This window comes from Streptomyces sp. NPDC005931 (assembly GCF_042871235.1).
Lineage (GTDB): Bacteria > Actinomycetota > Actinomycetes > Streptomycetales > Streptomycetaceae > Streptomyces.
Genome location: NZ_JBIAIG010000009.1, coordinates 107,278 through 129,958, shown reverse-complemented (window position 1 = coordinate 129,958; position 22,681 = coordinate 107,278). Strand labels below are relative to the sequence as shown.

The window sequence follows — 22,681 nt, the reverse complement described above, 5'->3', positions numbered from 1 at the left end:
CAGGCACGGTTTCAGGGAGCGGGTGCACACAGTGTCCGGTGGCGAGGTGGCCGGAATCCTGGTGGCCGTCTTCTGGGCGATCCTGGTCTCCTTCCTCGCGGTCGCTCTCGCGAGGCTGGCCCAGACGCTCAGGGCGACCACCAAGCTCGTGGCGGACGTGACCGAGCAGGCCGTCCCGCTGCTGGCCGACGCCTCCGCGGCGGTGCGGTCCGCGCAGACCCAGATCGACCGGGTCGACGCGATCGCGTCCGACGTCCAGGAGGTCACCTCCAACGCCTCCGCGCTCTCGACCACCGTCGCCTCCACCTTCGGCGGCCCCCTGGTCAAGGTCGCCGCCTTCGGCTACGGCGTGCGCCGGGCCATCGGCGGCCGCAAGGAGGGGGCGCCGGCCGAGGCGTCGAGGCGTACCGTGATCGTGGGCCGCACCGTCCCGGGCGCGCGGCGGGAGAAGCGCACCTGGGGAAGCGCCCGGGGAAAGAGGGACTGACCCAGCGATGTTCCGCCGAACCTTCTGGTTCACCACCGGCGTTGCCGCCGGCGTGTGGGCCACCACCAAGGTCAACCGCAAGCTGAAGCAGCTGACGCCCGAGAACCTCGCCGTCACCGCGGCGAACAAGGCCCTCGAGGCCGGCGGCCGGCTCCGGGACCGCGCGGTGGACTTCGCGCTCGAGGTCCGCGACAACATGGCCCAGCGGGAGGCCGAACTGGGCGACGCGCTGGGCCTGAACGCCGCTGTCGACCGCGAACTCCCGCCGCCCCGGCACTACGCCGTCATCGAGAACCGCAACGACACCGAGTACGTCGAGGGCCCGGCCCGCGAGTCGACGTACAAGACGTACCCGTACAACCGGAATGAGGACCACTGATGGAGTCGGCCGAGATCCGCCGCCGCTGGCTGAGCTTCTTCGAGGAGCGCGGGCACACCGTCGTCCCTTCGGCGTCGCTCATCGCGGACGACCCGACTCTGCTGCTCGTCCCGGCCGGCATGGTGCCCTTCAAGCCCTACTTCCTGGGTGAGGTCAAGCCCCCCTTCGCCCGCGCCACCAGCGTGCAGAAGTGCGTGCGCACGCCGGACATCGAAGAGGTCGGCAAGACCACCCGCCACGGCACGTTCTTCCAGATGTGCGGCAACTTCTCCTTCGGCGACTACTTCAAGGAAGGCGCCATCAAGCTCGCCTGGGAGCTGCTCACCAGCCCCCAGGACAAGGGCGGTTACGGTTTGGAGCCGGAGAAGCTCTGGATCACCGTCTACCAGGACGACGACGAGGCCGAGCAGATCTGGCACGAGGTCGTCGGCGTGCCCAAGGAGCGCATCCAGCGCCTGGGCATGAAGGACAACTTCTGGTCCATGGGCGTCCCCGGCCCCTGTGGCCCCTGTTCCGAGATCAACTACGACCGCGGCCCCGAGTTCGGCGTCGAGGGCGGCCCCGCCGTCAACGACGAGCGGTACGTGGAGATCTGGAACCTCGTCTTCATGCAGTACGAGCGGGGCGAGGGCACCGGCAAGGACAACTTCGAGATCCTCGGGGACCTTCCGAGCAAGAACATCGACACCGGCCTCGGTCTCGAGCGGCTCGCCATGATTCTTCAGGGCGTGCAGAACATGTACGAGATCGACACCTCCATGGCCGTCATCGACAAGGCCACCGAGCTGACCGGCGTCCGCTACGGCGACGCCCACGAGTCGGACGTCTCCCTGCGGGTGGTCACCGACCACATGCGCACCGCCACCATGCTCATCGGTGACGGCGTCACGCCGGGCAACGAGGGCCGCGGCTACGTGCTGCGCCGCATCATGCGCCGTGCCATCCGGAACATGCGCCTGCTGGGCGCCACCGGGCCCGTCGTCAAGGACCTCGTCGACACCGTGATCGGCATGATGGGCCGGCAGTACCCGGAGCTCGTCACCGACCGCGAGCGCATCGAGAAGGTGGCCCTCGCCGAGGAGAACGCCTTCCTCAAGACGCTCAAGGCCGGCACCAACATCCTCGACAGCGCCGTCTCCGAGACCAAGGCCGACGGCGGCACGGTCCTGCCCGGCGACAAGGCCTTCCTGCTCCACGACACCTGGGGCTTCCCGATCGACCTCACCCTGGAGATGGCCGCCGAGCAGGGGCTGTCCGTGGACGAGGACGGCTTCCGGCGCCTGATGAAGGAGCAGCGCGAGCGCGCCAAGGCCGACGCCCAGGCCAAGAAGACCGGGCACGCCGACATGGGTGCCTACCGGGAGATCGCCGACAGTGCCGGTGAGACGGAGTTCATCGGCTACACCGACACCGAGGGTGAGTCCACCGTCGTCGGCATCCTCGTCGACGGTGTGTCCTCGCCCGCCGCCACCGAGGGCGACGAGGTCGAGGTCGTCCTCGACCGCACCCCGTTCTACGCCGAGGGCGGCGGCCAGATCGGTGACACCGGCCGGATCAAGGTGGACACCGGTGCCGTCATCGAGGTGCGCGACTGCCAGAAGCCGGTGCCGGGCGTGTACGTCCACAAGGGCGTCGTCCAGGTCGGCGAGGTCACCGTCGGCGCCAAGGCCCACGCCTCGATCGACGCCCGCCGCCGTACCGCCGTCGCCCGCGCCCACTCGGCCACCCACCTCACCCACCAGGCCCTGCGCGACGCCCTCGGCCCGACGGCCGCCCAGGCCGGGTCGGAGAACCAGCCCGGTCGCTTCCGCTTCGACTTCGGCTCACCGTCCGCCGTCCCGCAGACGGTCATGACCGACGTCGAGCAGAAGATCAACGAGGTACTCGCCCGCGACCTCGACGTGCGCGCCGACGTCATGGGTATCGACGAGGCCAGGAAGCAGGGCGCCATCGCCGAGTTCGGGGAGAAGTACGGCGAGCGCGTCCGCGTGGTCACCATCGGCGACTTCTCCAAGGAGCTGTGCGGCGGTACGCACGTGCACAACACCGCCCAGCTGGGCCTGGTGAAGCTGCTCGGCGAGTCGTCGATCGGCTCGGGCGTGCGCCGTATCGAGGCCCTGGTCGGCGTGGACGCCTACACCTTCCTCGCCCGTGAGCACACGGTCGTCAACCAGCTCACCGAACTGCTCAAGGGCCGCCCGGAGGAACTGCCGGAAAAGGTCTCCGCCATGCTCGGCAAGCTGAAGGACGCCGAGAAGGAGATCGAGAAGTTCCGCGCGGAGAAGGTGCTCCAGGCCGCCGCCGGTCTCGCCGAGTCCGCCAAGGACGTGCGTGGCGTCGCCGTGGTGACCGGCCAGGTCCCGGACGGCACCACCGCCGACGACCTGCGCAAGCTGGTCCTCGACGTGCGCGGCCGCATCCAGGGCGGCCGGGCCGTCGTCGTCGCCCTGTTCACGGTGAACAACGGCAAGCCGCTGACGGTCATCGCCACCAACGAGGCCGCCCGCGAGCGCGGTCTCAAGGCCGGTGACCTGGTCCGCACCGCCGCGAAGACCCTTGGCGGCGGCGGTGGCGGCAAGCCGGACGTCGCCCAGGGCGGAGGCCAGAACCCTGCGGCCGTCGGTGAGGCCGTCGACGCCGTCGAGCGGCTCGTGGCGGACACGGCCAAGTGACGATGCGCCGAGGACGCCGCCTCGCGATCGACGTCGGGGACGCCCGGATCGGGGTCGCCTCCTGCGACCCCGACGGGATCCTCGCCACCCCGGTGGAGACGGTCCCGGGGCGGGACATCCCCGCGGCGCACCGCCGGCTCGCGCAGCTGGCCGAGGAGTACGAACCCATCGAGGTCGTCGTCGGCCTCCCTCGCTCCCTCAAGGGGGGCGAGGGGCCCGCCGCCGTCAAGGTCCGCGGCTTCGCCCAGGAACTCGCACGCATGATCGCGCCGATTCCGGTGAGACTCGTCGACGAACGCATGACGACGGTGACGGCGTCCCAGGGACTGCGCGCTTCCGGCGTGAGATCGAAGAAGGGACGTTCCGTCATCGACCAGGCGGCGGCCGTGGTCATCCTCCAGCAGGCGCTCGAATCCGAACGGGTGTCAGGTAAACCACCCGGCGAGGGCGTCGAAGTGGTCATCTGATCGCGATACGGTAACGTTCCGCGCGATGCGGCGGTGTTCGAACAGCCGCCGCACACAGAGAGGCGGGACGGAAGCCGGGGTTCAGGTGCCGCGCGACCGCCGCCTCGCGGCTCTAGGGGATCGATGACTGAGTATGGCCGGGGCCAAGGCTCCGAACCGTGGCATCCGGACGACCCGTTGTACGGGGACGGCGGATGGGGAGGACAGCAGGCCCAGCAGGGTCAGCAGCCCCACCCGGGTCAGCAGTCTCCCTACGACGGCCAGGCGCAGCACTATCCACAGCACCCGCAGGAGCCGCACCACGGCGACTGGGGCACCGCTCAGCAGGACGGATACGGTCGGCAGCAGTACCCGCAGTACGACCAGCGGTACGCCCCGCAGCAGCACCAGCAAGGTCAGCAGCACCAGCAGTACGACACCGGCGGCTGGCACACCGGCAATCAGCCTCAGCAGCCGTATCCGGCCGACCCGGCGGACCCCTACGGGCAGCCGGGCGGGACGTACGGCGGGGACCAGGGCGACTACTACGGCACCCCCGAGGCCTACCCGCCGCCCGAGCCCCCCGGCCGCCGACGCGCCGAGCCGGAACCGCGGACCGACTGGGACCCGGGCCCCGACGAGGGCGAACACGCCTTCTTCGCGGGCGGCGACGACGATGACGACCACGACGACGAGCCGGGCGACCGCCGGGGACGCGGCGAGCGCAGGGGCCGCGGCGGCAAGGACCGGAAACGGCGCAGCGGATGCGCCTGCCTGGTCGTGGTGCTGGTCTTCGGCGGTGGCCTCGCCGGTGTGTCCTACTTCGGCTACCAGTTCTACCAGGATCGTTTCGGCAGCGCCCCCGACTTCGCGGGGGACGGCAACGGTGAGCAGGTGACCGTCGAGATCCCCAAGGGCGCGCTCGGCTACAAGATCGGGCAGGTGCTCAAGGACGCCGGTGTCGTGAAGAGCGTCGACGCCTTCGTGGCGGCGCAGGCGAGCAATCCGCAGGGCAAGTCCATCCAGGACGGCGTGTACACGCTGGAGAAGGAGATGTCGGCGGACAGCGCGGTGGAGCTGATGCTCAGCCCGAAGAGCCGCGACAACCTGATCATCGCCGAGGGCAAGCGGAACGCCCAGATCTACGAGCTGATCGACAAACGCCTCGAGGTCGACGACGGCACGACGGCGAAGGTCGCCAAGGAGGACTGGGAGAAACTCGGTCTGCCGGACTGGGCGAAGAACCACAAGAACGTGAAGGACCCGCTGGAGGGCTTCCTCTTCCCGTCCAGTTACGGCGTGTCCAAGGGCCAGAAACCCGAGGACGTCCTCAAGCGCATGGTCGCGCGGGCCACCGAGACCTACGAGAAGCTCGGCGTCGAGAAGAAGGCGGAGAGCCTCGGCCTCGAGAACCCGTGGCAGTTGGTCACCGTGGCGAGCCTGGTCCAGGCCGAGGGCACCAGCCACGACGACTTCCGCAAGATGGCCGAGGTCGTCTACAACCGCCTCAAGCCCGGGAACACCGAGACCAACGGCATGCTGGAGTTCGACTCCACCTACAACTACGTCAAGAACCAGAGCAAGATCGACCTGAGTCTCAGCGAGCTCCGGAACTACGACAACCCGTACAACACGTATTACTACAGGGGTCTGCCGCCCGGGCCGATCAGCAACCCCGGTGAGGAAGCGATCAGGGGCGCGCTCGACCCGACGAACGGCGGCTGGTACTACTTCATCTCGCTCGACGGGAAGACCAGCAAGTTCACCAAGACGAACGCAGAGCACCAGAAACTGGTCGACCAGTTCAACGCCTCCAGGGACAACTGATGGCCGCACCGCGCCGCGCCGCCGTTCTCGGCTCCCCCATCGCCCACTCCCTCTCCCCGGTGCTGCACCGCGCCGCCTACGCGGAGCTGGGGCTGGAGGGCTGGACGTACGACCGTTTCGAGGTGGACGAGAACGCGCTGCCGGGGTTCTTCGAGACGCTCGGGCCCGAGTGGGCGGGGCTGTCGCTGACCATGCCGCTGAAGCGGGCCGTCATCCCGCTGCTGGACGCCATCAGCGACACCGCCGCCTCGGTCGACGCGGTCAACACCGTCGTGTGCACCCAGGACGGCCGCCGCACCGGTGACAACACCGACATCCCCGGCATGGTCGCCGCCCTGCGCGAGCACGGCATCGACAAGGTCGAGCACGCCGCGATCCTGGGCGCCGGAGCCACGGCCTCCTCCGCGCTGGCCGCGCTGTCCCGCATCTGCTCGGGCGAGGTCGCCGTCTACGTCCGCAGCGAGGCCCGTGCCGCCGAGATGCGTGAGTGGGCCGAGCGGCTGGACGTCGCCGTGCGCATCTCCGACTGGGACGACGCGGAGCGGGCGCTGCACGCGCCGCTGGTCGTGACCACCACCCCGGTCGGCGTCACCGACCCCCTCGCCCGGGCGGTGCCGGAACGCCCGGCCGCCCTCTTCGACGTGCTGTACGACCCCTGGCCGACCGTCCTCGCGGCCCGCTGGTCGGCGTACGGAGGTGCCGTGGTGGGCGGGCTCGACCTGCTGGTGCACCAGGCGGTGCTCCAGGTGGAGCAGATGACGGGGCGGTCCCCGGCACCGCTGGAGGCCATGCGGAACGCGGGGGAGCGGGCTCTCGCGGCCCGCTAGGGCACGCGGGGAGGCGGCACGGCGCCTGGTCACCACCGTGAGCGGGGTCCGTGCATGCGGCGGCACGGCGGAGGAGGGCGTCGACGCGGAGCGTCGGAAACCGACGACAACGCCGCGGATATGCGCGTGCCGCACCCCGCGCCCGCGGCATGATCCAACGACGCGCCCCAGTATCCTTGTCCGGTTCCGCAGGGGGCGGAACGGGAGGGGAATCGCTTCATGTCCACTGGCGTGTCCACGGCGTCCGGCAAGGCCGAGATCTTCGAAGCCGTGCTGAAGTTCATGCCCGACTGGGTGCAGATCACGGTGCTCGCCCTGGTCGTGCTCGTCCTCCTGGTCTCCTGGGCGGTCAAGATCAAGCGGAAGATCGCCTACCGTCGTGCCGTCCGCAACGGGCAGCCGATCCACGCGGCGGCCCGGCACGGACAGGCCCCCGGAGCTGCCTACCTGGGCCAGTACGCCCCTCAGCAGCAGCCGCAGACCGCGCAGCACGGCGGCAGCGGCGCCGACCACCTGGGGCCCTACGCCCCCCAGCAGCAGGGCGGCGGGGCCGCCCATCTCGGCCCGTACGCGCCCCAGGCCGCACAGCCCGTCGGCGGGCAGCCGAGCGGCGCCGACTTCCTCGGTGCCTACGCCCCCCGGCACGGCCGCACCGACGGACCGGTCTGATCCCGCCCGCCCCGGTCGCCCGGGCCGCGTCCGCCTGATGGACCGGCGGCCGGGTCCCGGCCGCGGACGTGGGAGGATCGGAGGTGGCGGGCCGGGGCCGCGCACCCCGTCGCGCCGCAGCCGCACGCGAGGAGCGTGTGCAGGGCAGTACCGGGGCGCGAGCTATGAGGAGCACCGTTGAGCAGGTTGCGCTGGCTGACCGCGGGGGAGTCCCACGGTCCCGCACTCGTCGCGACGCTGGAGGGCCTTCCCGCCGGCGTGCCGATCACCACGGACATGGTGGCGGACCATCTCGCGAGGCGGCGGCTGGGCTACGGTCGCGGTGCCCGGATGAAGTTCGAGCGGGACGAGGTCACCTTCCTCGGCGGGGTCCGGCACGGCCTGACCCTCGGCTCCCCGGTCGCGATCATGGTCGGCAACACCGAGTGGCCCAAGTGGGAGCAGGTCATGTCGGCCGACCCGGTCGACCCGGACGTGCTCGCGGACCTGGCGCGCAACGCCCCGCTGACCCGCCCGCGCCCCGGTCACGCCGACCTCGCCGGCATGCAGAAGTACGGCTTCGACGAGGCCCGTCCGGTGCTCGAGCGGGCCTCCGCGCGGGAGACCGCGGCCCGGGTGGCCCTGGGCGCGGTGGCGCGGTCGTACCTGAAGGAGACGGCGGGGATCGAGATCGTCTCCCACGTCGTGGAACTGGCCGCCGCGAAGGCCCCCTACGGGGTGTACCCGACGCCGGCCGACGTGGAGAAGCTGGACGCGGACCCGGTGCGCTGCCTGGACGCGGACGCCTCGAAGGCGATGGTCGCGGAGATCGACCAGGCCCACAAGGACGGCGACACCCTCGGCGGCGTCGTCGAGGTCCTGGCCTACGGCGTGCCGGTGGGTCTCGGCTCGCACGTGCACTGGGACCGGCGACTGGACGCCCGCCTCGCCGCCGCTCTCATGGGCATCCAGGCGATCAAGGGCGTCGAGGTCGGTGACGGCTTCGACCTGGCCCGGGTGCCCGGCTCCAAGGCCCACGACGAGATCGTCGCCACGGACGAGGGACTCAGGCGCACCTCCGGCCGCTCCGGCGGCACCGAGGGCGGGCTCACCACCGGCGAACTGCTGCGCGTGCGTGCCGCGATGAAGCCGATCGCCACCGTGCCGCGGGCGCTGAAGACCGTCGACGTCGTCACCGGCGAGGAGACGGCCGCCCACCACCAGCGCTCCGACGTGTGCGCCGTGCCGGCCGCCGGCATCGTCGCCGAGGCCATGGTCGCGCTGGTCCTCGCGGACGCGCTCGCCGAGAAGTTCGGCGGCGACAGCGTCACCGAGACCCGCCGCAACGTGCGGTCCTACCTCGACCACCTGGCCATCCGATGAGCGGGCCGGTCGTCGTGCTGGTCGGCCCGATGGGGGTGGGCAAGTCCACCGTCGGGCAGCTGCTGGCCGACCGGCTCGGCATGGGCTACCGGGACACCGACGACGACATCGTCGCGGGTCGGGGACGCAGCATCGCCGACATCTTCGTCGACGAGGGCGAGAGCGCCTTCCGATCGATCGAGAAGCAGGCCGTGCGCACCGCGCTGGCCGAGCACGACGGCGTGCTCGCCCTCGGCGGCGGTGCGATCCTCGACCCGGACACCCGAGCGCTGCTCGCCGGGCAGCGGGTCGTCTACCTGTCGATGGATGTCGAGGAGGCCGTCCGGCGCACCGGCCTGAACGTCGCCCGCCCGCTCCTCGCCGTCAATCCGCGCAAGCAGTGGCGCGAACTGATGGAGGCCCGGCGGCACCTGTACGAGGAGGTCGCCACGGCCGTCGTGCCCACCGACGGCCGCACGCCCGAAGAAGTCACCCGGGCCGCCCTGGACGCACTGGAGTTGAAGGAAGCATGAGCGAGGCAGTGACGCGGATCCACATCGGCGGCACGGCGGGCACCGAACCCTACGACGTCCTGGTGGGCCGTCAGCTCCTGGGCGAACTCGGCGCGTTGATCGGACCCAGGGCCAAGCGCGTGGCGATCGTGCACCCCGAGGCACTGGCCGAGACCGGGGACGCGCTGCGCGCCGACCTGGCCGGGCAGGGCTACGAGGCGATCGCCATCCAGGTGCCCAACGCGGAGGAGGCCAAGACCGCCGAGGTCGCCGCCTACTGCTGGAAGGCGCTCGGCCAGTCCGGATTCACCCGCACCGACGTCATCGTCGGCGTGGGCGGTGGCGCCACGACCGACCTCGCCGGTTTCGTGGCCGCGACCTGGCTGCGCGGGGTGCGCTGGATCGCCATCCCGACCACCGTGCTGGCCATGGTGGACGCGGCCGTCGGCGGCAAGACCGGCATCAACACCGCCGAGGGCAAGAACCTGGTGGGCGCCTTCCACCCGCCCGCCGGTGTGCTGTGCGACCTCGCCGCGCTGGACTCCCTCCCGGTCAACGACTACGTCTCCGGGCTGGCCGAAGTCATCAAGGCCGGCTTCATCGCCGACCCGGTGATCCTCGACCTGATCGAGGCCGACCCGCAGGCCGCCCGCACCCCGGCCGGGCCGCACACCGCCGAGCTGATCGTGCGCTCGATCCGGGTCAAGGCGGACGTGGTGTCGTCCGACCTGAAGGAGTCGGGCCTGAGGGAGATCCTCAATTACGGCCACACCCTCGGGCACGCCATCGAGAAGAACGAACGCTACAAGTGGCGCCACGGCGCGGCGGTCTCGGTCGGCATGCACTTCGCCGCCGAACTGGCCCGGCTCGCGGGCCGGCTGGACGACGCCACCGCCGACCGTCACCGCACGATCCTCGAATCGGTCGGGCTGCCGCTGCACTACCGCTACGACCAATGGCCCAAGCTGCTGGAGACCATGAAGGTCGACAAGAAGTCCCGCGGCGACCTGCTGCGCTTCATCGTCCTCGACGGTCTTGCCAAGCCCACCGTGATGGAGGGCCCGGACCCGGCGGTCCTGCTCGCCGCGTACGGCGAGGTGGGGCAGTAGAACCCCGGAACCGACCCGCGACCCGATCCGCCTCGCGGTGACGGGCACTCAGGACCGCCCCCGGCCGTTCACACAACGACGGCCGGGGGCGGTACCGTTCGGATGGGGGTTCGCCCTGCCGCCCAGCCAGGGCGACTCCGGACGCGCCCCCGCTGTCAGCGCCCATCGCCCGAGGCGAACCGAGCCAGTAGAACGAGACGGAGTGGCACCGGATGCAGCACGCAGTGGGTTCTCCGCTGCCGCCGCCCCACCAGCCGGGGCACGGACCGGCCGCCGGCTGGTCGCCGGCCGCACATCACCCCGGTGGCCCGCACCCGGGAGCGCACCCGGGCCCTGCCCCCGTCCCCCCGCCACCTCCGGCGCCGGGTTATCCGGCGCCCCCGGCCGGCCCGGCCCCGCAGGCCACGGGAGTGCGGCACGCCTCGATGCCCCCTCCGCCGGACACCACCGGTCACGTCCCGCTGCCGCCCGGTGCCCCCGTGGCCGTGCCCGGCACGCCCCCCGCCGCCGCGGCTCCCGACCCGGCCGGCGCGGCCATCGCCGTGCTACTCATAGGACCCGCGGGCGCGGGCAAGACCAGCGTCGCCAAGTACTGGGCGGACCACCGCCGGGTCCCCACGGCCCACATCAGCCTCGACGACGTCCGCGAGTGGGTCCGCTCCGGCTTCGCCGACCCCCAGTCGGGGTGGAACGACAACTCCGAGGCGCAGTACCGCCTGGCCCGCCGCACCTGCGGCTTCGCCGCGCGCAACTTCCTCGCCAACGGCATCTCGTGCATCCTCGACGACGCGGTCTTCCCCGACCGCCCGGTGGTCGGACTGGGCGGTTGGAAACGGCACGTGGGTCCCGGCCTGCTGCCGGTCGTCCTCCTGCCGGGCCTGGACATCGTCCTGGAGCGCAACGCGGAACGCACGGGCAATCGCCGCCTCTCCGACGAGGAGGTCGCCCGCATCCACGGCCGCATGGCCGGATGGTACGGCTCGGGCCTGCCGATCATCGACAACTCCCAGCTTGACATCCCGGAGACGGCGAGAATCCTGGACGACGTACTGGCCCGGTCCATCGCCAGCCCGCCCGCCTGGTGAGCCCGACGGACCCGGCACGGGCACGTCCCCGCGGCCTTGCCCACCCCGGGCGCCGGTGGCGCGCGAACCGCCGGTGACAACGGACTCCGCGCGGCCGGAGGCACACGCTCGGACCTCTCGACCGGCGGTATCCGGCCACCGCTCATAGGCTCGGGTCATGTCAGAGGTGTACGCGGTCCGCCGGGCGCGGGTACGGGAACGCTGCAACGCGGGCGGCAGCGCGGCGGCGCTGGTGTCCCGGCCCGCCAATGTGCGCTACCTCGCGGGTGCCGCCCCCGAGGGCGCCGTGCTGCTGCTGGGCAGGACCGAGGACCTGCTGGTGTGCGCCGACCTGCTCGACGACCGGTACCCGCAGGCCCGCCCCGACGAGGCGCTGCGGGTGCACAGGGTGCCCGGCACCGGCGGCGACCCCGCCGTCGCGGCCGCCGACCTCGCCACCGGACAGGGCGCCGACTCCCTCGCCGTGGAGGAGCACCACCTCACCGTCACCCGGCACCGGGCCATCCGGTCCGTCGCACCCCGGCTGCGCCTCGCCGACATCGGCGGCGCGGTCGAGCAAGTGCGCGTGGTCAAGGACGAGGAGGAGATCTCCTGTCTGCGCATCGGCGCCGAGATCACCGACCAGGCTCTCGGCGAACTCCTGGAGTCCATCCTGGTCGGCCGCACCGAGCGGCACCTCGCACTGGAGCTGGAGCGCCGCCTGGTCGACCACGGCGCCGACGGCCCGGCCTTCCCCACCTCCGTCGGCACGGGACCCCACGCGGGCCGGCGCGGTCACCGTCCCACCGACCGGCGGGTGGAGGAGGGCGACTTCCTCTCCGTCTGCCTCGGTGCCACGTACCGCGGCTACCGCTGTGAGATCGGCCGGACCTTCGTCATCGGCACCGCCCCGGCGGACTGGCAGATCGAGCTGTACGACGTCGTCTTCGCCGCTCAGCGCGCCGGCCGGGAGTCCCTGGTGCCCGGTGCGTCCTGCCGCGACGTGGACCGTGCCGCCCGCCAGGTGCTGGACTGCGCCGGGTACGCGCAGGCCCTGCCGGTGCTCACCGGGCACGGGGTCGGACTCGAAATCCACGAGGACCCGCAGTTGACCCCGGCGGCCATGGGTAAACTGGACGCTTGCGTGCCGGTCACCGTCGAACCGGGGGTCCACCTCCCGGGCCGGGGCGGCGTCCGGATCGATGACACGCTCGTCGTACGCCCCGAGGCGGACGGCGGACCCGAGCTACTCACCATCACGACCAAGGAGCTGCTCGCGCTCTAGCCTCGCGCTGTGCGCCTGCCCCGGGGTCGTCCACGTCAGTCCAGGAGATTCCGCAACCGTGGCTTCCACGAACGACCTCAAGAACGGCATGGTGCTCAAGCTCGAAGGCGGCCAGCTCTGGTCCGTCGTCGAGTTCCAGCACGTCAAGCCCGGCAAGGGCCCGGCCTTCGTGCGCACCAAGCTCAAGAACGTGCTCTCCGGCAAGGTCGTCGACAAGACCTTCAACGCCGGCGTCAAGGTCGAGACGGCCACCGTCGACAAGCGCGACATGCAGTTCTCCTACATGGACGGCGAGTACTTCGTCTTCATGGACATGGAGACCTACGACCAGCTCATGGTCGACCGCAAGGCCGTCGGCGACTCCGCCAACTTCCTCGTCGAGGGCTTCACCGCCACCGTCGCGCAGCACGGGGGCGAGGTGCTCTTCGTCGAGCTCCCGGCCGCCGTCGAGCTGACCGTCGCCGAGACCGAGCCCGGCGTCCAGGGCGACCGCTCCACCGGCGGCACCAAGCCCGCCACGCTGGAGACCGGCCACCAGATCCAGGTCCCGCTCTTCATCACCACCGGTGAGAAGATCAAGGTCGACACCCGCACCAGCGACTACCTCGGCCGGGTGAACAGCTAACCGTGGCTGCCCGCAACACGGCCCGCAAGCGCGCCTTCCAGATCCTCTTCGAGGGCGACCAGCGCGGCGCCGACGTCCTGACGGTCCTCGCGGACTGGATCCGGCACTCCCGGACCGACACCCGGCAGCCGCCGGTGAGCGAGTACACGATGCAGCTGGTCGAGGGCTACGCGGAACACGCGAAGCGCATCGACGAGCTGCTCGCCCAGTACTCCGTCGGCTGGACGCTCGACAGGATGCCGGTCGTCGACCGCAACATCCTGCGTCTCGGTGCCTACGAGCTGATCTGGGTCGACGAGACCCCGGACGCCGTCGTCCTCGACGAGGCGGTGCAGCTGGCGAAGGAGTTCTCGACGGACGAGTCGCCGTCGTTCGTCAACGGCCTGCTCGGCCGGCTGAAGGAGCTCAAGCCGTCGCTGCGCCGCGACGATCGCTGAGACCGGCAGCGCGAGACACACCGGTACGGACGGCCCGCTGCCCACGAGGGCTGTGGGCCGTCCGTACGAGAACCGCCGGGGCGGTGGAACCTCTCAGGTCCCACCGCCCCGGCGGCACGTTTCTGCTCAACCCGCGTAGCGTCGGGCGGTCAGCTCTCCTCGTGCGACGCCACCGCGCGGCGGGCGTCCGCGTCCAGCACGCCCCAGCTGATCAGCTGCTCGGTGAGGACCGAGGGCGACTGGTCGTAGATGACGGCGAGGGTGCGCAGGTCGTCCTGGCGGATCGAGAGGACCTTGCCGTTGTAGTCACCGCGCTGCGACTGGATCGTCGCCGCGTAGCGCTGGAGCGGGCCCGCCTTCTCGGCCGGCACCGTGGCCAGCCGCTCCAGGTCCAGGACCAGCTTCGGCGGCGGCTCGGCGGCGCCGCCCGGGGTGGTGCCCGGCAGCAGTTCCTGCACCGGGACGCCGTAGAAGTCCGCCAGCTCGGCGAGGCGCTGCACGGTCACGGCGCGGTCGCCGCGCTCGTACGAACCGACCACGACCGCCTTCCAGCGTCCCTGGGACTTCTCCTCGACACCGTGGAGGGAAAGGCCCTGCTGGGTGCGGATCGCCCGGAGCTTGGCCCCGAGCTGTTTGGCGTATTCGCTGGACATATAGCTCCCCGGCACTGTGTCGACGCGTCCGGTTGTGGTTTCCGGGCCGCGCGGCTGGTAACTCACTGTGAGGTTACGCAGCGTTACTCTCGCGCGTCAAGCCGAATGGTCCACACCGACGCTTCCGCATCGGCCGGGGCCGACTGCTCCATACGGGTGATCAGGGGGGTGTCCGAAGGGTGATCGAGGGGGATCCGGCGTGTCGCTCACGACCTGATACCGTAGGTGGCGCAAATCCGACGTCCTTTAAGGTCCGTCCCGTGAGGCGGAGAAGGAGGTCCGTTTCGTATGGACACGCAGGACACGCAGGACACGCAGTCCGATGCACGGGCCGTTCTCGAAGGCCCCGACATCGCGCGGGTGCTGACCCGCATCGCCCACGAGATCGTCGAACGCGCCAAGGGCGCCGACGACGTGGTGCTCCTCGGCATCCCGACCCGGGGCGTCTTCCTCGCCCAGCGGCTCGCCGCCAAGCTCGAGCAGATCACCGAGCGCAAGGTCCCGGTCGGCTCGCTCGACATCACCATGTACCGCGACGACCTGCGCATGCACCCGCCGCGGGCGCTGGCCCGCACCGAGATCCCCGGTGACGGCATCGACGGCCGCCTCGTCGTCCTCGTCGACGACGTGCTCTTCTCCGGCCGCACCATCCGCGCCGCCCTCGACGCGCTGAACGACATCGGGCGCCCCCGCGCGGTGCAGCTCGCCGTCCTCGTCGACCGCGGCCACCGCGAACTGCCCATCCGCGCCGACTACGTCGGCAAGAACCTCCCCACGTCGTTGCGGGAGACGGTCAAGGTCCTGCTCGCCGAGGAGGACGGTCGCGACACCGTGCTGCTCGGCGCCAAGCGGACCGCCCAGTAGCGATTCGGGCGTACGTCGGAGCCCCCGCGCCGGTGTGCGCCGGCCAGGCATGCCCCGGTGTGTGCCCGGCCGCCCGGATTCTCCCGATCTTCCGAATGAACTGCCTTACGGAGCCTGACAGATGCAGCGTCATCTCATCTCGGCCGCCGACCTCACCCGCGACGACGCCGTCCTGATCCTCGACACCGCCGAGGAGATGGCCCGGGTCGCGGACCGGCCGATCAAGAAACTGCCCACCCTGCGCGGCCGCACCGTCGTCAACCTCTTCTTCGAGGACTCGACGAGGACCCGCATCTCCTTCGAGGCCGCCGAGAAGCGGCTGTCCGCGGACGTCATCAACTTCTCCGCCAAGGGCTCCAGCGTGTCCAAGGGCGAGTCCCTGAAGGACACCGCGCAGACCCTCGAGGCCATGGGCGTCGACGCCGTCGTCATCCGGCACGGCGCCTCCGGGGCCCCGTACCGCCTGGCCACCTCCGGGTGGATCGACGCCCACGTCATCAACGCCGGTGACGGCACCCACCAGCACCCCACCCAGGCCCTGCTCGACGCCTTCACCATGCGGCGCCGGCTCGTCGGCCGGGACGCCGGGATCGGTCATGACCTGTCCGGCCGGCGCATCACGATCGTCGGTGACATCCTGCACAGCCGCGTCGCCCGCTCCAATGTCGATCTGCTGCACACCCTCGGCGCCGAGGTCACCCTTGTCGCCCCGCCGACCCTGCTGCCGGTCGGCATCGAGACCTGGCCCTGCGAGGTCTCCTACGACCTGGACAGCACGCTGCCCAAGTCCGACGCCGTGATGATGCTGCGCGTCCAGCGCGAGCGGATGAACGCCGCGTTCTTCCCCACCGAGCGCGAGTACTCCCGCCGCTACGGCCTCGACGGCGACCGCATGGCGCGGATGCCCGAGCACGCCGTCGTGATGCACCCCGGTCCCATGGTCCGGGGCATGGAGATCACCGCGGAGGTGGCCGACTCCGACCGCTGCACGGTCGTCGAGCAGGTCGCCAACGGCGTCTCCATCCGCATGGCCGTCCTCTACCTGCTGCTCGGCGGCAACGAGCCCGCCGTCACCCAGACCGCCCGTACCGAGGAGAAGTAAGACCATGAGCAAGATCCTGATCCGTGGTGCGAAGGTGCTCGGCGGCGAGCCGCAGGACGTGCTGATCGACGGCGAGGTCGTCGCGGCCGTGGGCACCGGGCTGTCCGCCGAGGGCGCCGAGGTCGTCGAGGCCGACGGCAAGGTACTGCTGCCGGGCCTGGTCGACCTGCACACCCACCTGCGCGAGCCGGGCCGGGAGGACTCCGAGACCGTGCTGACCGGCACCCGGGCCGCGGCGAGCGGCGGCTACACCGCCGTGTTCGCCATGGCCAACACCTTCCCGGTCGCCGACACCGCCGGCGTCGTCGAGCAGGTCTGGCGGCTCGGCAGGGAGCACGGCTACTGCGACGTGCGGCCGGTCGGCGCCGTCACCGTCGGCCTGGAGGGCCAGAAGCTCGCCGAGCTGGGCGCCATGCACGAGTCGGCCGCCGGCGTCACCGTCTTCTCCGACGACGGCAAGTGCGTCCACGACGCCGTGATCATGCGCCGCGCCCTGGAGTACGTGAAGGCCTTCGACGGCGTCGTCGCCCAGCACGCGCAGGAGCCGCGGCTGACCGAGGGCGCCCAGATGAACGAGGGCGTCGTCTCCGCCGAACTCGGCCTCGGGGGCTGGCCGGCCGTCGCCGAGGAGTCGATCATCGCCCGGGACGTGCTGCTCGCCGAGCACGTCGGGTCCCGGGTCCACATCTGTCACCTGTCGACCGCCGGAAGCGTCGAGATCGTCCGCTGGGCGAAGTCCCGCGGCATCCGGGTCACCGCCGAGGTCACCCCGCACCACCTGCTCCTCACCGACGAGCTGGTCCGCACCTACAACCCCGTCTACAAGGTCAACCCGCCGCTGCGCACCGAGCGGGACGTGCACGCGCTGCGCGAGGCGCTCGCCGACGGCACGATCGACATCGTCGCCACCGACCACGCCCCGCACCCGCACGAGGACAAGGACTGCGAGTGGGCCGCCGCCGCCATGGGCATGGTCGGCCTGGAGACCGCGCTGTCGGTGGTCCAGGCGACGATGGTCGACACCGGCCTGCTGGACTGGGCCGGCGTCGCCGACCGCATGTCCGCCAAGCCCGCGCTGATCGGGCGGGCCGAGGGCCACGGCCGTCCCGTCTCGGCAGGTGAGCCCGCCAACCTCACCCTCGTCGACACGGCATACCGTGGCACTGTGGACCCCGCGGGCTTCGCCTCGCGCAGCCGCAACACCCCGTACGAGGGCCGCGAGCTGCCGGGCCGTGTGACGCACACGTGGCTGCGGGGCAAGGCCACGCTCGTCGACGGGAAGCTCACGTGACACCTGTAATCCTGCTGGCCGCCGAGAAGGAATCGGCGGAAGTGACCGACTGGGCCGCCCGGGTCGGCTGGGTCGTCGGACTCGCCCTGTTCGTCGCGCTCGTCTACTGGCTGATGCGCGAGGGCTGGAAGTGGCGCGGCACGCTCCAGGGCGACCTGCCCGAGCTGCACAGCACTCCGGAGGAGCCGGGCCCGGCGAAACTGCGCATGAGCGGCCGTTACCACGGCTCCACCACCGCGGGCCAGTGGCTCGACCGCATCGTGGCGCACGGCCTGGGCACCCGCAGCAGGGCCGAGCTCACCCTCACCGACGCGGGGCTGGACGTCGTACGCCCCGGAGCCGGCGACTTCTTCGTCCCCGCCGACGCGCTGCGCGGCGCCCGGCTGGACAAGGGCATCGCCGGCAAGGTCCTCACCGAGGGCGGGCTGTTCGTCGTCACCTGGGCGCACGGCGAGCGGCTGATCGACTCCGGTTTCCGCTCCGACCACGCGGCCGAGCACCACGAGTGGGTGGAGGCCGTCAACTCCATGAGCAACACGATCATCACGACGGAAGGCGCCGAACGATGACAACCTCCACCAGGGGAATCACCTCCCGAGAGAAGGTGCTTCCTGCCGTACTCGTCCTGGAGGACGGCCGGGTCTTCCGCGGCCGTGCCTACGGGGCGGTGGGGGAGACCTTCGGCGAGGCGGTGTTCTCCACCGGCATGACCGGCTACCAGGAGACCCTGACCGACCCCTCGTACCACCGCCAGGTCGTGGTGATGACCGCCCCGCACGTCGGCAACACCGGCATCAACGACGAGGACGCCGAGTCGAAGCGCATCTGGGTCGCCGGCTACGTGGTGCGGGACCCCGCCCGGGTGCCTTCCAACTGGCGCTCGCGCCGCTCCCTCGACGAGGAACTGGCCGCCCAGGGCGTCGTCGGCATCAGCGGCATCGACACCCGCGCCCTGACCCGGCACCTGCGCGAGCGGGGCGCCATGCGCGTCGGCATCTTCAGCGGCGACGCCGTCCGGGACGACGCCGCGCTGCTGGCCCGCGTCCAGGAGGCGCCCCAGATGAAGGGCGCCGACCTGTCCGCCGAGGTCGCCACCACCGAGCCGTACGTCGTCCCCGCGATCGGCGAGAAGAAGTTCACCGTCGCCGCCGTCGACCTCGGCATCAAGGGCATGACCCCGCACCGCATGGCCGAGCGCGGCATCGAGGTGCACGTCCTGCCCGCCACCGCGACCGTCGAGGACGTCTACGCCGTGAACCCCGACGGCGTGTTCTTCTCCAACGGCCCCGGCGACCCGGCCACCGCCGACCACCCCGTCTCCGTGATGCAGGGCGTCCTGGAGCGCGGCACCCCGCTGTTCGGCATCTGCTTCGGCAACCAGATCCTCGGCCGCGCCCTCGGCTTCGGCACCTACAAGCTGAAGTACGGCCACCGCGGCATCAACCAGCCGGTTCAGGACCGCACGACCGGAAAGGTCGAGGTCACCGCGCACAACCACGGCTTCGCCGTCGACGCCCCGCTCGACCAGGTGTCCGACACCCCGTTCGGCCGCGCCGAGGTGTCCCACGTGTGCCTGAACGACAACGTGGTGGAGGGCCTGCAACTGCTCGACAAGCCGGCCTTCAGCGTCCAGTACCACCCCGAAGCGGCAGCGGGCCCGCACGACGCCGCCTACCTGTTCGACCGCTTCGTTTCCCTGATGGAGGGCCAGCGTGCCTAAGCGCACCGATATCCAGTCCGTCCTGGTCATCGGCTCCGGCCCGATCGTCATCGGCCAGGCCGCCGAGTTCGACTACTCCGGCACCCAGGCGTGCCGCGTGCTGAAGGCGGAGGGCCTGCGGGTCGTCCTGGTGAACTCCAACCCGGCGACGATCATGACCGACCCGGAGATCGCCGACGCCACGTACGTCGAGCCGATCACCCCCGAGTTCGTCGAGAGGATCATCGCCAAGGAGCGCCCCGACGCCCTGCTGCCCACCCTGGGCGGTCAGACGGCCCTCAACACGGCGATCTCGCTGCACGAGAACGGTGTCCTGGACAAGTACGGCGTCGAGCTGATCGGCGCCAACGTCGAGGCCATCCACAAGGGCGAGGACCGCGACCAGTTCAAGGAGGTCGTGGAGGAGGTCCGCAGGAAGATCGGGCACGGCGAGTCCGCCCGCTCGGTGATCTGCCACTCCATGGACGAGGTGCTTGCCGGTGTCGAGCGGCTCGGCGGCTACCCCGTCGTCGTCCGCCCCTCCTTCACCATGGGCGGCGCGGGTTCCGGCTTCGCCCACGACGAGGACGAGCTGCGCCGCATCGCCGGCCAGGGCCTCACCCTCTCGCCGACCACCGAGGTGCTCCTGGAGGAGTCCATCCTCGGCTGGAAGGAGTACGAGCTGGAGCTGATGCGCGACAAGCACGACAACGTGGTGGTCGTCTGCTCCATCGAGAACTTCGACCCCATGGGCGTGCACACCGGCGACTCCATCACCGTCGCCCCGGCCATGACGCTCACCGACCGCGAGTACCAGATCCTGCGGGACATCGGCATCGCGGTCATCCGCGAGGTCGGCGTGGACACCGGCGGCTGCAACATCCAGTTCGCGGTGAACCCCGAGGACGGCCGGGTGATCGTCATCGAGATGAACCCGCGCGTGTCGCGCTCCTCGGCGCTGGCCTCCAAGGCGACCGGTTTCCCCATTGCCAAGATCGCCGCCAAGCTCGCCGTCGGCTACACCCTCGACGAGATCCCGAACGACATCACGCAGGAGACCCCCGCCTCCTTCGAGCCCACGCTCGACTACGTGGTCGTGAAGGCCCCGCGCTTCGCCTTCGAGAAGTTCCCCTCGGCCGACTCGACGCTGACGACGACCATGAAGTCGGTGGGCGAGGCCATGGCCATCGGCCGCAACTTCACCGAGGCGTTCCAGAAGGCTTTGCGCTCCCTGGAGAAGAAGGGCAGCCAGTTCACCTTCGTCGGCGAGGCCGGCGACAAGGAGCAGCTGCTGCGCGAGGCGGTGCGCCCCACCGACGGCCGGATCAACACCGTCATGCAGGCCATCCGCGCCGGCGCCACCCCCGAGGAGGTCTTCGAGCACACGAAGATCGACCCCTGGTTCGTCGACCAGCTCTTCCTCATCAAGGAGATCGCCGACGAGCTCGCCGAGGCGCCCGAGCTGACCCGCGAGCTGCTCGCCGAGGCCAAGCGGCACGGCTTCTCCGACCAGCAGATCGGTGAGATCCGCGGGCTGCGCGAGGACGTCGTCCGCGAGGTCCGGCACGCGCTCGGCATCCGCCCGGTCTACAAGACGGTCGACACCTGCGCCGCCGAGTTCGCCGCCAGGACGCCGTACTTCTACTCGTCCTACGACGAGGAGACCGAGGTCGCGCCGCGCGAGAAGCCCGCCGTGATCATCCTGGGCTCCGGCCCCAACCGCATCGGCCAGGGCATCGAGTTCGACTACTCCTGCGTCCACGCCTCCTTCGCGCTGAGCGACGCCGGGTACGAGACCGTGATGGTCAACTGCAACCCGGAGACCGTCTCCACCGACTACGACACCTCCGACCGGCTCTACTTCGAGCCGCTCACCCTGGAGGACGTGCTGGAGATCGTCCACGCCGAGCGGCAGGCCGGACCGGTCGCGGGCGTCGTCGTGCAGCTCGGCGGTCAGACCCCGCTGGGCCTGTCGCAGGCGCTCAAGGACAACGGCGTGCCGATCGTGGGCACCTCCCCGGAGGCCATCCATGCCGCCGAGGACCGCGGCGCCTTCGGACGGGTCCTGAAGGAGGCCGGCCTCCCGGCCCCCAAGCACGGCACCGCCACCACCTTCGCCGAGGCCAAGGCCATCGCCGACGAGATCGGCTACCCGGTCCTCGTCCGCCCCTCCTACGTGCTCGGCGGCCGCGGGATGGAGATCGTCTACGACGAGACCCGCCTGGAGTCGTACATCGCCGAGTCGACCGAGATCAGTTCCACCCGGCCGGTCCTCGTCGACCGCTTCCTCGACGACGCGATCGAGATCGACGTCGACGCCCTCTACGACGGCGAGGAGCTGTACCTCGGCGGCGTCATGGAGCACATCGAGGAGGCCGGCATCCACTCCGGCGACTCGGCGTGCGCCCTGCCCCCGATCACGCTCGGCGGCTTCGACATCAAGCGCCTGCGCGCCTCCACCGAGGCGATCGCCAAGGGCGTCGGGGTGCGTGGCCTGATCAACATCCAGTTCGCGCTGGCCGGGGACATCCTCTACGTTCTGGAGGCCAACCCGCGCGCCTCGCGCACCGTCCCCTTCACCTCGAAGGCGACCGCGGTGCCGCTGGCCAAGGCCGCCGCCCGGATCTCGCTGGGCGCGACCATCGCCGAGCTGCGCGCCGAGGGTCTGCTCCCGGCCACCGGCGACGGAGGCGAGCTGCCGCTGGACGCGCCGATCTCCGTCAAGGAGGCCGTGATGCCGTGGTCCCGCTTCCGGGACATCCACGGCCGTGGTGTCGACACCGTCCTCGGCCCGGAGATGCGCTCCACCGGCGAGGTCATGGGCATCGACTCGGTCTTCGGCACGGCGTACGCCAAGTCGCAGGCGGGCGCCTACGGGCCGCTGCCCACCAAGGGCCGCGCGTTCATCTCGGTCGCCAACCGCGACAAGCGTTCGATGATCTTCCCGGCCCGGGAGCTGGTCGCCCACGGCTTCGAGCTGCTCGCCACCTCCGGCACCGCCGAGGTCCTCAAGCGCAACGGCATCGGTGCCACCGTCGTGCGCAAGCAGTCCGAGGGCCCCGGCCCGAACGGCGAGAAGACGATCGTCCAGCTCATCCACGACGGCGAGGTCGACCTCATCGTCAACACCCCGTACGGCACGGGCGGCCGCCTCGACGGCTACGAGATCCGTACGGCCGCCGTGGCGCGGTCCGTGCCCTGCCTGACGACGGTCCAGGCGCTCGCGGCCGCGGTCCAGGGCATCGACGCCCTCAACCGCGGCGACGTGGGCGTCCGTTCGCTCCAGGAACACGCGGAACACCTGACCGCGGCCCGCGACTAGCAGCCGAGGAGGGGGACACCGGAGAAACGGTGTCCCCCTCTTCATGAGCACCCCTGGGACACCTTCACCG

At 71.0% G+C, this 22,681-nt stretch carries 21 protein-coding genes; 20 read left to right on the top strand and 1 reads right to left on the bottom strand.

Annotated features, from left to right (window positions below):
- Nucleotides 1–22 precede the first annotated feature (22 nt).
- The 14 genes from ACFYOV_RS21505 (at nucleotide 23) to nusB (ending at nucleotide 13,680) form a co-directional block, all read left to right on the top strand.
- Nucleotides 23–487, top strand: coding sequence for a DUF948 domain-containing protein (locus ACFYOV_RS21505; RefSeq protein WP_389089811.1), 465 nt, complete (start codon nucleotides 23–25; stop codon nucleotides 485–487).
- A gap of 7 nt (nucleotides 488–494) precedes the next feature.
- A complete protein-coding gene (locus tag ACFYOV_RS21500) occupies nucleotides 495–866 on the top strand; it encodes a hypothetical protein (RefSeq protein ID WP_389089810.1) in 372 nt (123 codons plus the stop codon).
- Nucleotides 866–3,538, top strand: coding sequence for an alanine--tRNA ligase (gene alaS / locus ACFYOV_RS21495; protein ID WP_389089809.1), 2,673 nt, complete (start codon nucleotides 866–868; stop codon nucleotides 3,536–3,538). Before ACFYOV_RS21500 ends, alaS begins: the two co-directional genes overlap by 1 nt.
- Nucleotides 3,539–3,540: 2 nt before the next feature.
- The gene (gene ruvX, locus ACFYOV_RS21490) at nucleotides 3,541–4,005 is read left to right on the top strand and encodes a Holliday junction resolvase RuvX (RefSeq protein WP_389090017.1); all 465 of its coding nucleotides are present in this window, start codon (nucleotides 3,541–3,543) and stop codon (nucleotides 4,003–4,005) included.
- 123 nt (nucleotides 4,006–4,128) lie between these two features.
- The gene (gene mltG / locus ACFYOV_RS21485; RefSeq protein ID WP_389089807.1) at nucleotides 4,129–5,811 is read left to right on the top strand and encodes an endolytic transglycosylase MltG; all 1,683 of its coding nucleotides are present in this window, start codon (nucleotides 4,129–4,131) and stop codon (nucleotides 5,809–5,811) included.
- Complete coding sequence (locus ACFYOV_RS21480) at nucleotides 5,811–6,638, top strand: shikimate dehydrogenase (protein ID WP_389089806.1); 828 nt, start codon at nucleotides 5,811–5,813, stop codon at nucleotides 6,636–6,638. Before mltG ends, ACFYOV_RS21480 begins: the two co-directional genes overlap by 1 nt.
- Nucleotides 6,639–6,857: 219 nt before the next feature.
- Nucleotides 6,858–7,307, top strand: a complete 450-nt coding sequence (locus ACFYOV_RS21475) for a hypothetical protein (protein WP_389089804.1) — start codon at nucleotides 6,858–6,860, stop codon at nucleotides 7,305–7,307.
- 177 nt (nucleotides 7,308–7,484) lie between these two features.
- A complete protein-coding gene (gene aroC, locus ACFYOV_RS21470; protein WP_389089803.1) occupies nucleotides 7,485–8,669 on the top strand; it encodes a chorismate synthase in 1,185 nt (394 codons plus the stop codon).
- Nucleotides 8,666–9,181 (top strand): shikimate kinase, encoded by a 516-nt coding sequence (locus ACFYOV_RS21465; protein WP_389089801.1) that lies wholly within the window; start codon nucleotides 8,666–8,668, stop codon nucleotides 9,179–9,181. Before aroC ends, ACFYOV_RS21465 begins: the two co-directional genes overlap by 4 nt.
- Nucleotides 9,178–10,269: a 3-dehydroquinate synthase gene (gene aroB, locus ACFYOV_RS21460; RefSeq protein ID WP_389089800.1), complete on the top strand. Its 1,092-nt coding sequence runs from the start codon at nucleotides 9,178–9,180 to the stop codon at nucleotides 10,267–10,269. The genes ACFYOV_RS21465 and aroB overlap by 4 nt, the downstream gene beginning before the upstream one ends.
- Nucleotides 10,270–10,481: 212 nt before the next feature.
- Nucleotides 10,482–11,354 (top strand): Pro-rich N-terminal domain-containing protein, encoded by an 873-nt coding sequence (locus tag ACFYOV_RS21455; protein ID WP_389089798.1) that lies wholly within the window; start codon nucleotides 10,482–10,484, stop codon nucleotides 11,352–11,354.
- A 157-nt stretch (nucleotides 11,355–11,511) separates the two neighbouring features.
- Nucleotides 11,512–12,618 (top strand): aminopeptidase P family protein, encoded by a 1,107-nt coding sequence (locus ACFYOV_RS21450; RefSeq protein WP_389089797.1) that lies wholly within the window; start codon nucleotides 11,512–11,514, stop codon nucleotides 12,616–12,618.
- A 58-nt stretch (nucleotides 12,619–12,676) separates the two neighbouring features.
- Nucleotides 12,677–13,243, top strand: a complete 567-nt coding sequence (gene efp, locus ACFYOV_RS21445; protein ID WP_389089795.1) for an elongation factor P — start codon at nucleotides 12,677–12,679, stop codon at nucleotides 13,241–13,243.
- Nucleotides 13,244–13,245: 2 nt separating this feature from the next.
- Nucleotides 13,246–13,680, top strand: coding sequence for a transcription antitermination factor NusB (gene nusB, locus ACFYOV_RS21440; RefSeq protein WP_389089793.1), 435 nt, complete (start codon nucleotides 13,246–13,248; stop codon nucleotides 13,678–13,680).
- 149 nt (nucleotides 13,681–13,829) lie between these two features.
- Here the strand turns inward: nusB and bldD are convergent, their stop codons facing one another.
- Nucleotides 13,830–14,333 (bottom strand): transcriptional regulator BldD, encoded by a 504-nt coding sequence (gene bldD / locus ACFYOV_RS21435; RefSeq protein ID WP_004990661.1) that lies wholly within the window; start codon nucleotides 14,331–14,333, stop codon nucleotides 13,830–13,832.
- A gap of 288 nt (nucleotides 14,334–14,621) precedes the next feature.
- Between bldD and pyrR the strand changes: the two genes are divergently transcribed.
- The 6 genes from pyrR (at nucleotide 14,622) to carB (ending at nucleotide 22,611) form a co-directional block, all read left to right on the top strand.
- Complete coding sequence (gene pyrR, locus ACFYOV_RS21430) at nucleotides 14,622–15,197, top strand: bifunctional pyr operon transcriptional regulator/uracil phosphoribosyltransferase PyrR (RefSeq protein WP_389089790.1); 576 nt, start codon at nucleotides 14,622–14,624, stop codon at nucleotides 15,195–15,197.
- Between the two features lie 121 nt (nucleotides 15,198–15,318).
- Complete coding sequence (locus ACFYOV_RS21425; protein WP_389089789.1) at nucleotides 15,319–16,299, top strand: aspartate carbamoyltransferase catalytic subunit; 981 nt, start codon at nucleotides 15,319–15,321, stop codon at nucleotides 16,297–16,299.
- Nucleotides 16,300–16,303: 4 nt separating this feature from the next.
- Nucleotides 16,304–17,590: a dihydroorotase gene (locus tag ACFYOV_RS21420; RefSeq protein WP_389089787.1), complete on the top strand. Its 1,287-nt coding sequence runs from the start codon at nucleotides 16,304–16,306 to the stop codon at nucleotides 17,588–17,590.
- Entirely contained in the window at nucleotides 17,587–18,159 is a 573-nt protein-coding gene (locus ACFYOV_RS21415; RefSeq protein ID WP_389089786.1) for a hypothetical protein, read from the top strand. The genes ACFYOV_RS21420 and ACFYOV_RS21415 overlap by 4 nt, the downstream gene beginning before the upstream one ends.
- Nucleotides 18,156–19,310: a glutamine-hydrolyzing carbamoyl-phosphate synthase small subunit gene (carA, locus tag ACFYOV_RS21410; RefSeq protein WP_389089784.1), complete on the top strand. Its 1,155-nt coding sequence runs from the start codon at nucleotides 18,156–18,158 to the stop codon at nucleotides 19,308–19,310. The genes ACFYOV_RS21415 and carA overlap by 4 nt, the downstream gene beginning before the upstream one ends.
- Complete coding sequence (gene carB, locus ACFYOV_RS21405) at nucleotides 19,303–22,611, top strand: carbamoyl-phosphate synthase large subunit (RefSeq protein ID WP_389089783.1); 3,309 nt, start codon at nucleotides 19,303–19,305, stop codon at nucleotides 22,609–22,611. The genes carA and carB overlap by 8 nt, the downstream gene beginning before the upstream one ends.
- Nucleotides 22,612–22,681: the final 70 nt, after the last annotated feature.

Excerpts from the sequence above, each read along its gene's own strand:
- ACFYOV_RS21500 (WP_389089810.1), top strand. The coding sequence starts at position 495 with ATGTTCCGCCGAACCTTCTGGTTCACCACCGGCGTTGCCGCCGGCGTG.
- alaS (WP_389089809.1), top strand. The coding sequence starts at position 866 with ATGGAGTCGGCCGAGATCCGCCGCCGCTGGCTGAGCTTCTTCGAGGAG.
- ruvX (WP_389090017.1), top strand. The coding sequence starts at position 3,541 with ATGCGCCGAGGACGCCGCCTCGCGATCGACGTCGGGGACGCCCGGATC.
- mltG (WP_389089807.1), top strand. The coding sequence starts at position 4,129 with ATGACTGAGTATGGCCGGGGCCAAGGCTCCGAACCGTGGCATCCGGAC.
- ACFYOV_RS21480 (WP_389089806.1), top strand. The coding sequence starts at position 5,811 with ATGGCCGCACCGCGCCGCGCCGCCGTTCTCGGCTCCCCCATCGCCCAC.
- ACFYOV_RS21475 (WP_389089804.1), top strand. The coding sequence starts at position 6,858 with ATGTCCACTGGCGTGTCCACGGCGTCCGGCAAGGCCGAGATCTTCGAA.
- ACFYOV_RS21465 (WP_389089801.1), top strand. The coding sequence starts at position 8,666 with ATGAGCGGGCCGGTCGTCGTGCTGGTCGGCCCGATGGGGGTGGGCAAG.
- aroB (WP_389089800.1), top strand. The coding sequence starts at position 9,178 with ATGAGCGAGGCAGTGACGCGGATCCACATCGGCGGCACGGCGGGCACC.
- ACFYOV_RS21455 (WP_389089798.1), top strand. The coding sequence starts at position 10,482 with ATGCAGCACGCAGTGGGTTCTCCGCTGCCGCCGCCCCACCAGCCGGGG.
- ACFYOV_RS21450 (WP_389089797.1), top strand. The coding sequence starts at position 11,512 with ATGTCAGAGGTGTACGCGGTCCGCCGGGCGCGGGTACGGGAACGCTGC.
- bldD (WP_004990661.1), bottom strand. The coding sequence starts at position 14,333 with ATGTCCAGCGAATACGCCAAACAGCTCGGGGCCAAGCTCCGGGCGATC.
- pyrR (WP_389089790.1), top strand. The coding sequence starts at position 14,622 with ATGGACACGCAGGACACGCAGGACACGCAGTCCGATGCACGGGCCGTT.
- ACFYOV_RS21425 (WP_389089789.1), top strand. The coding sequence starts at position 15,319 with ATGCAGCGTCATCTCATCTCGGCCGCCGACCTCACCCGCGACGACGCC.
- ACFYOV_RS21420 (WP_389089787.1), top strand. The coding sequence starts at position 16,304 with ATGAGCAAGATCCTGATCCGTGGTGCGAAGGTGCTCGGCGGCGAGCCG.
- carA (WP_389089784.1), top strand. The coding sequence starts at position 18,156 with ATGACAACCTCCACCAGGGGAATCACCTCCCGAGAGAAGGTGCTTCCT.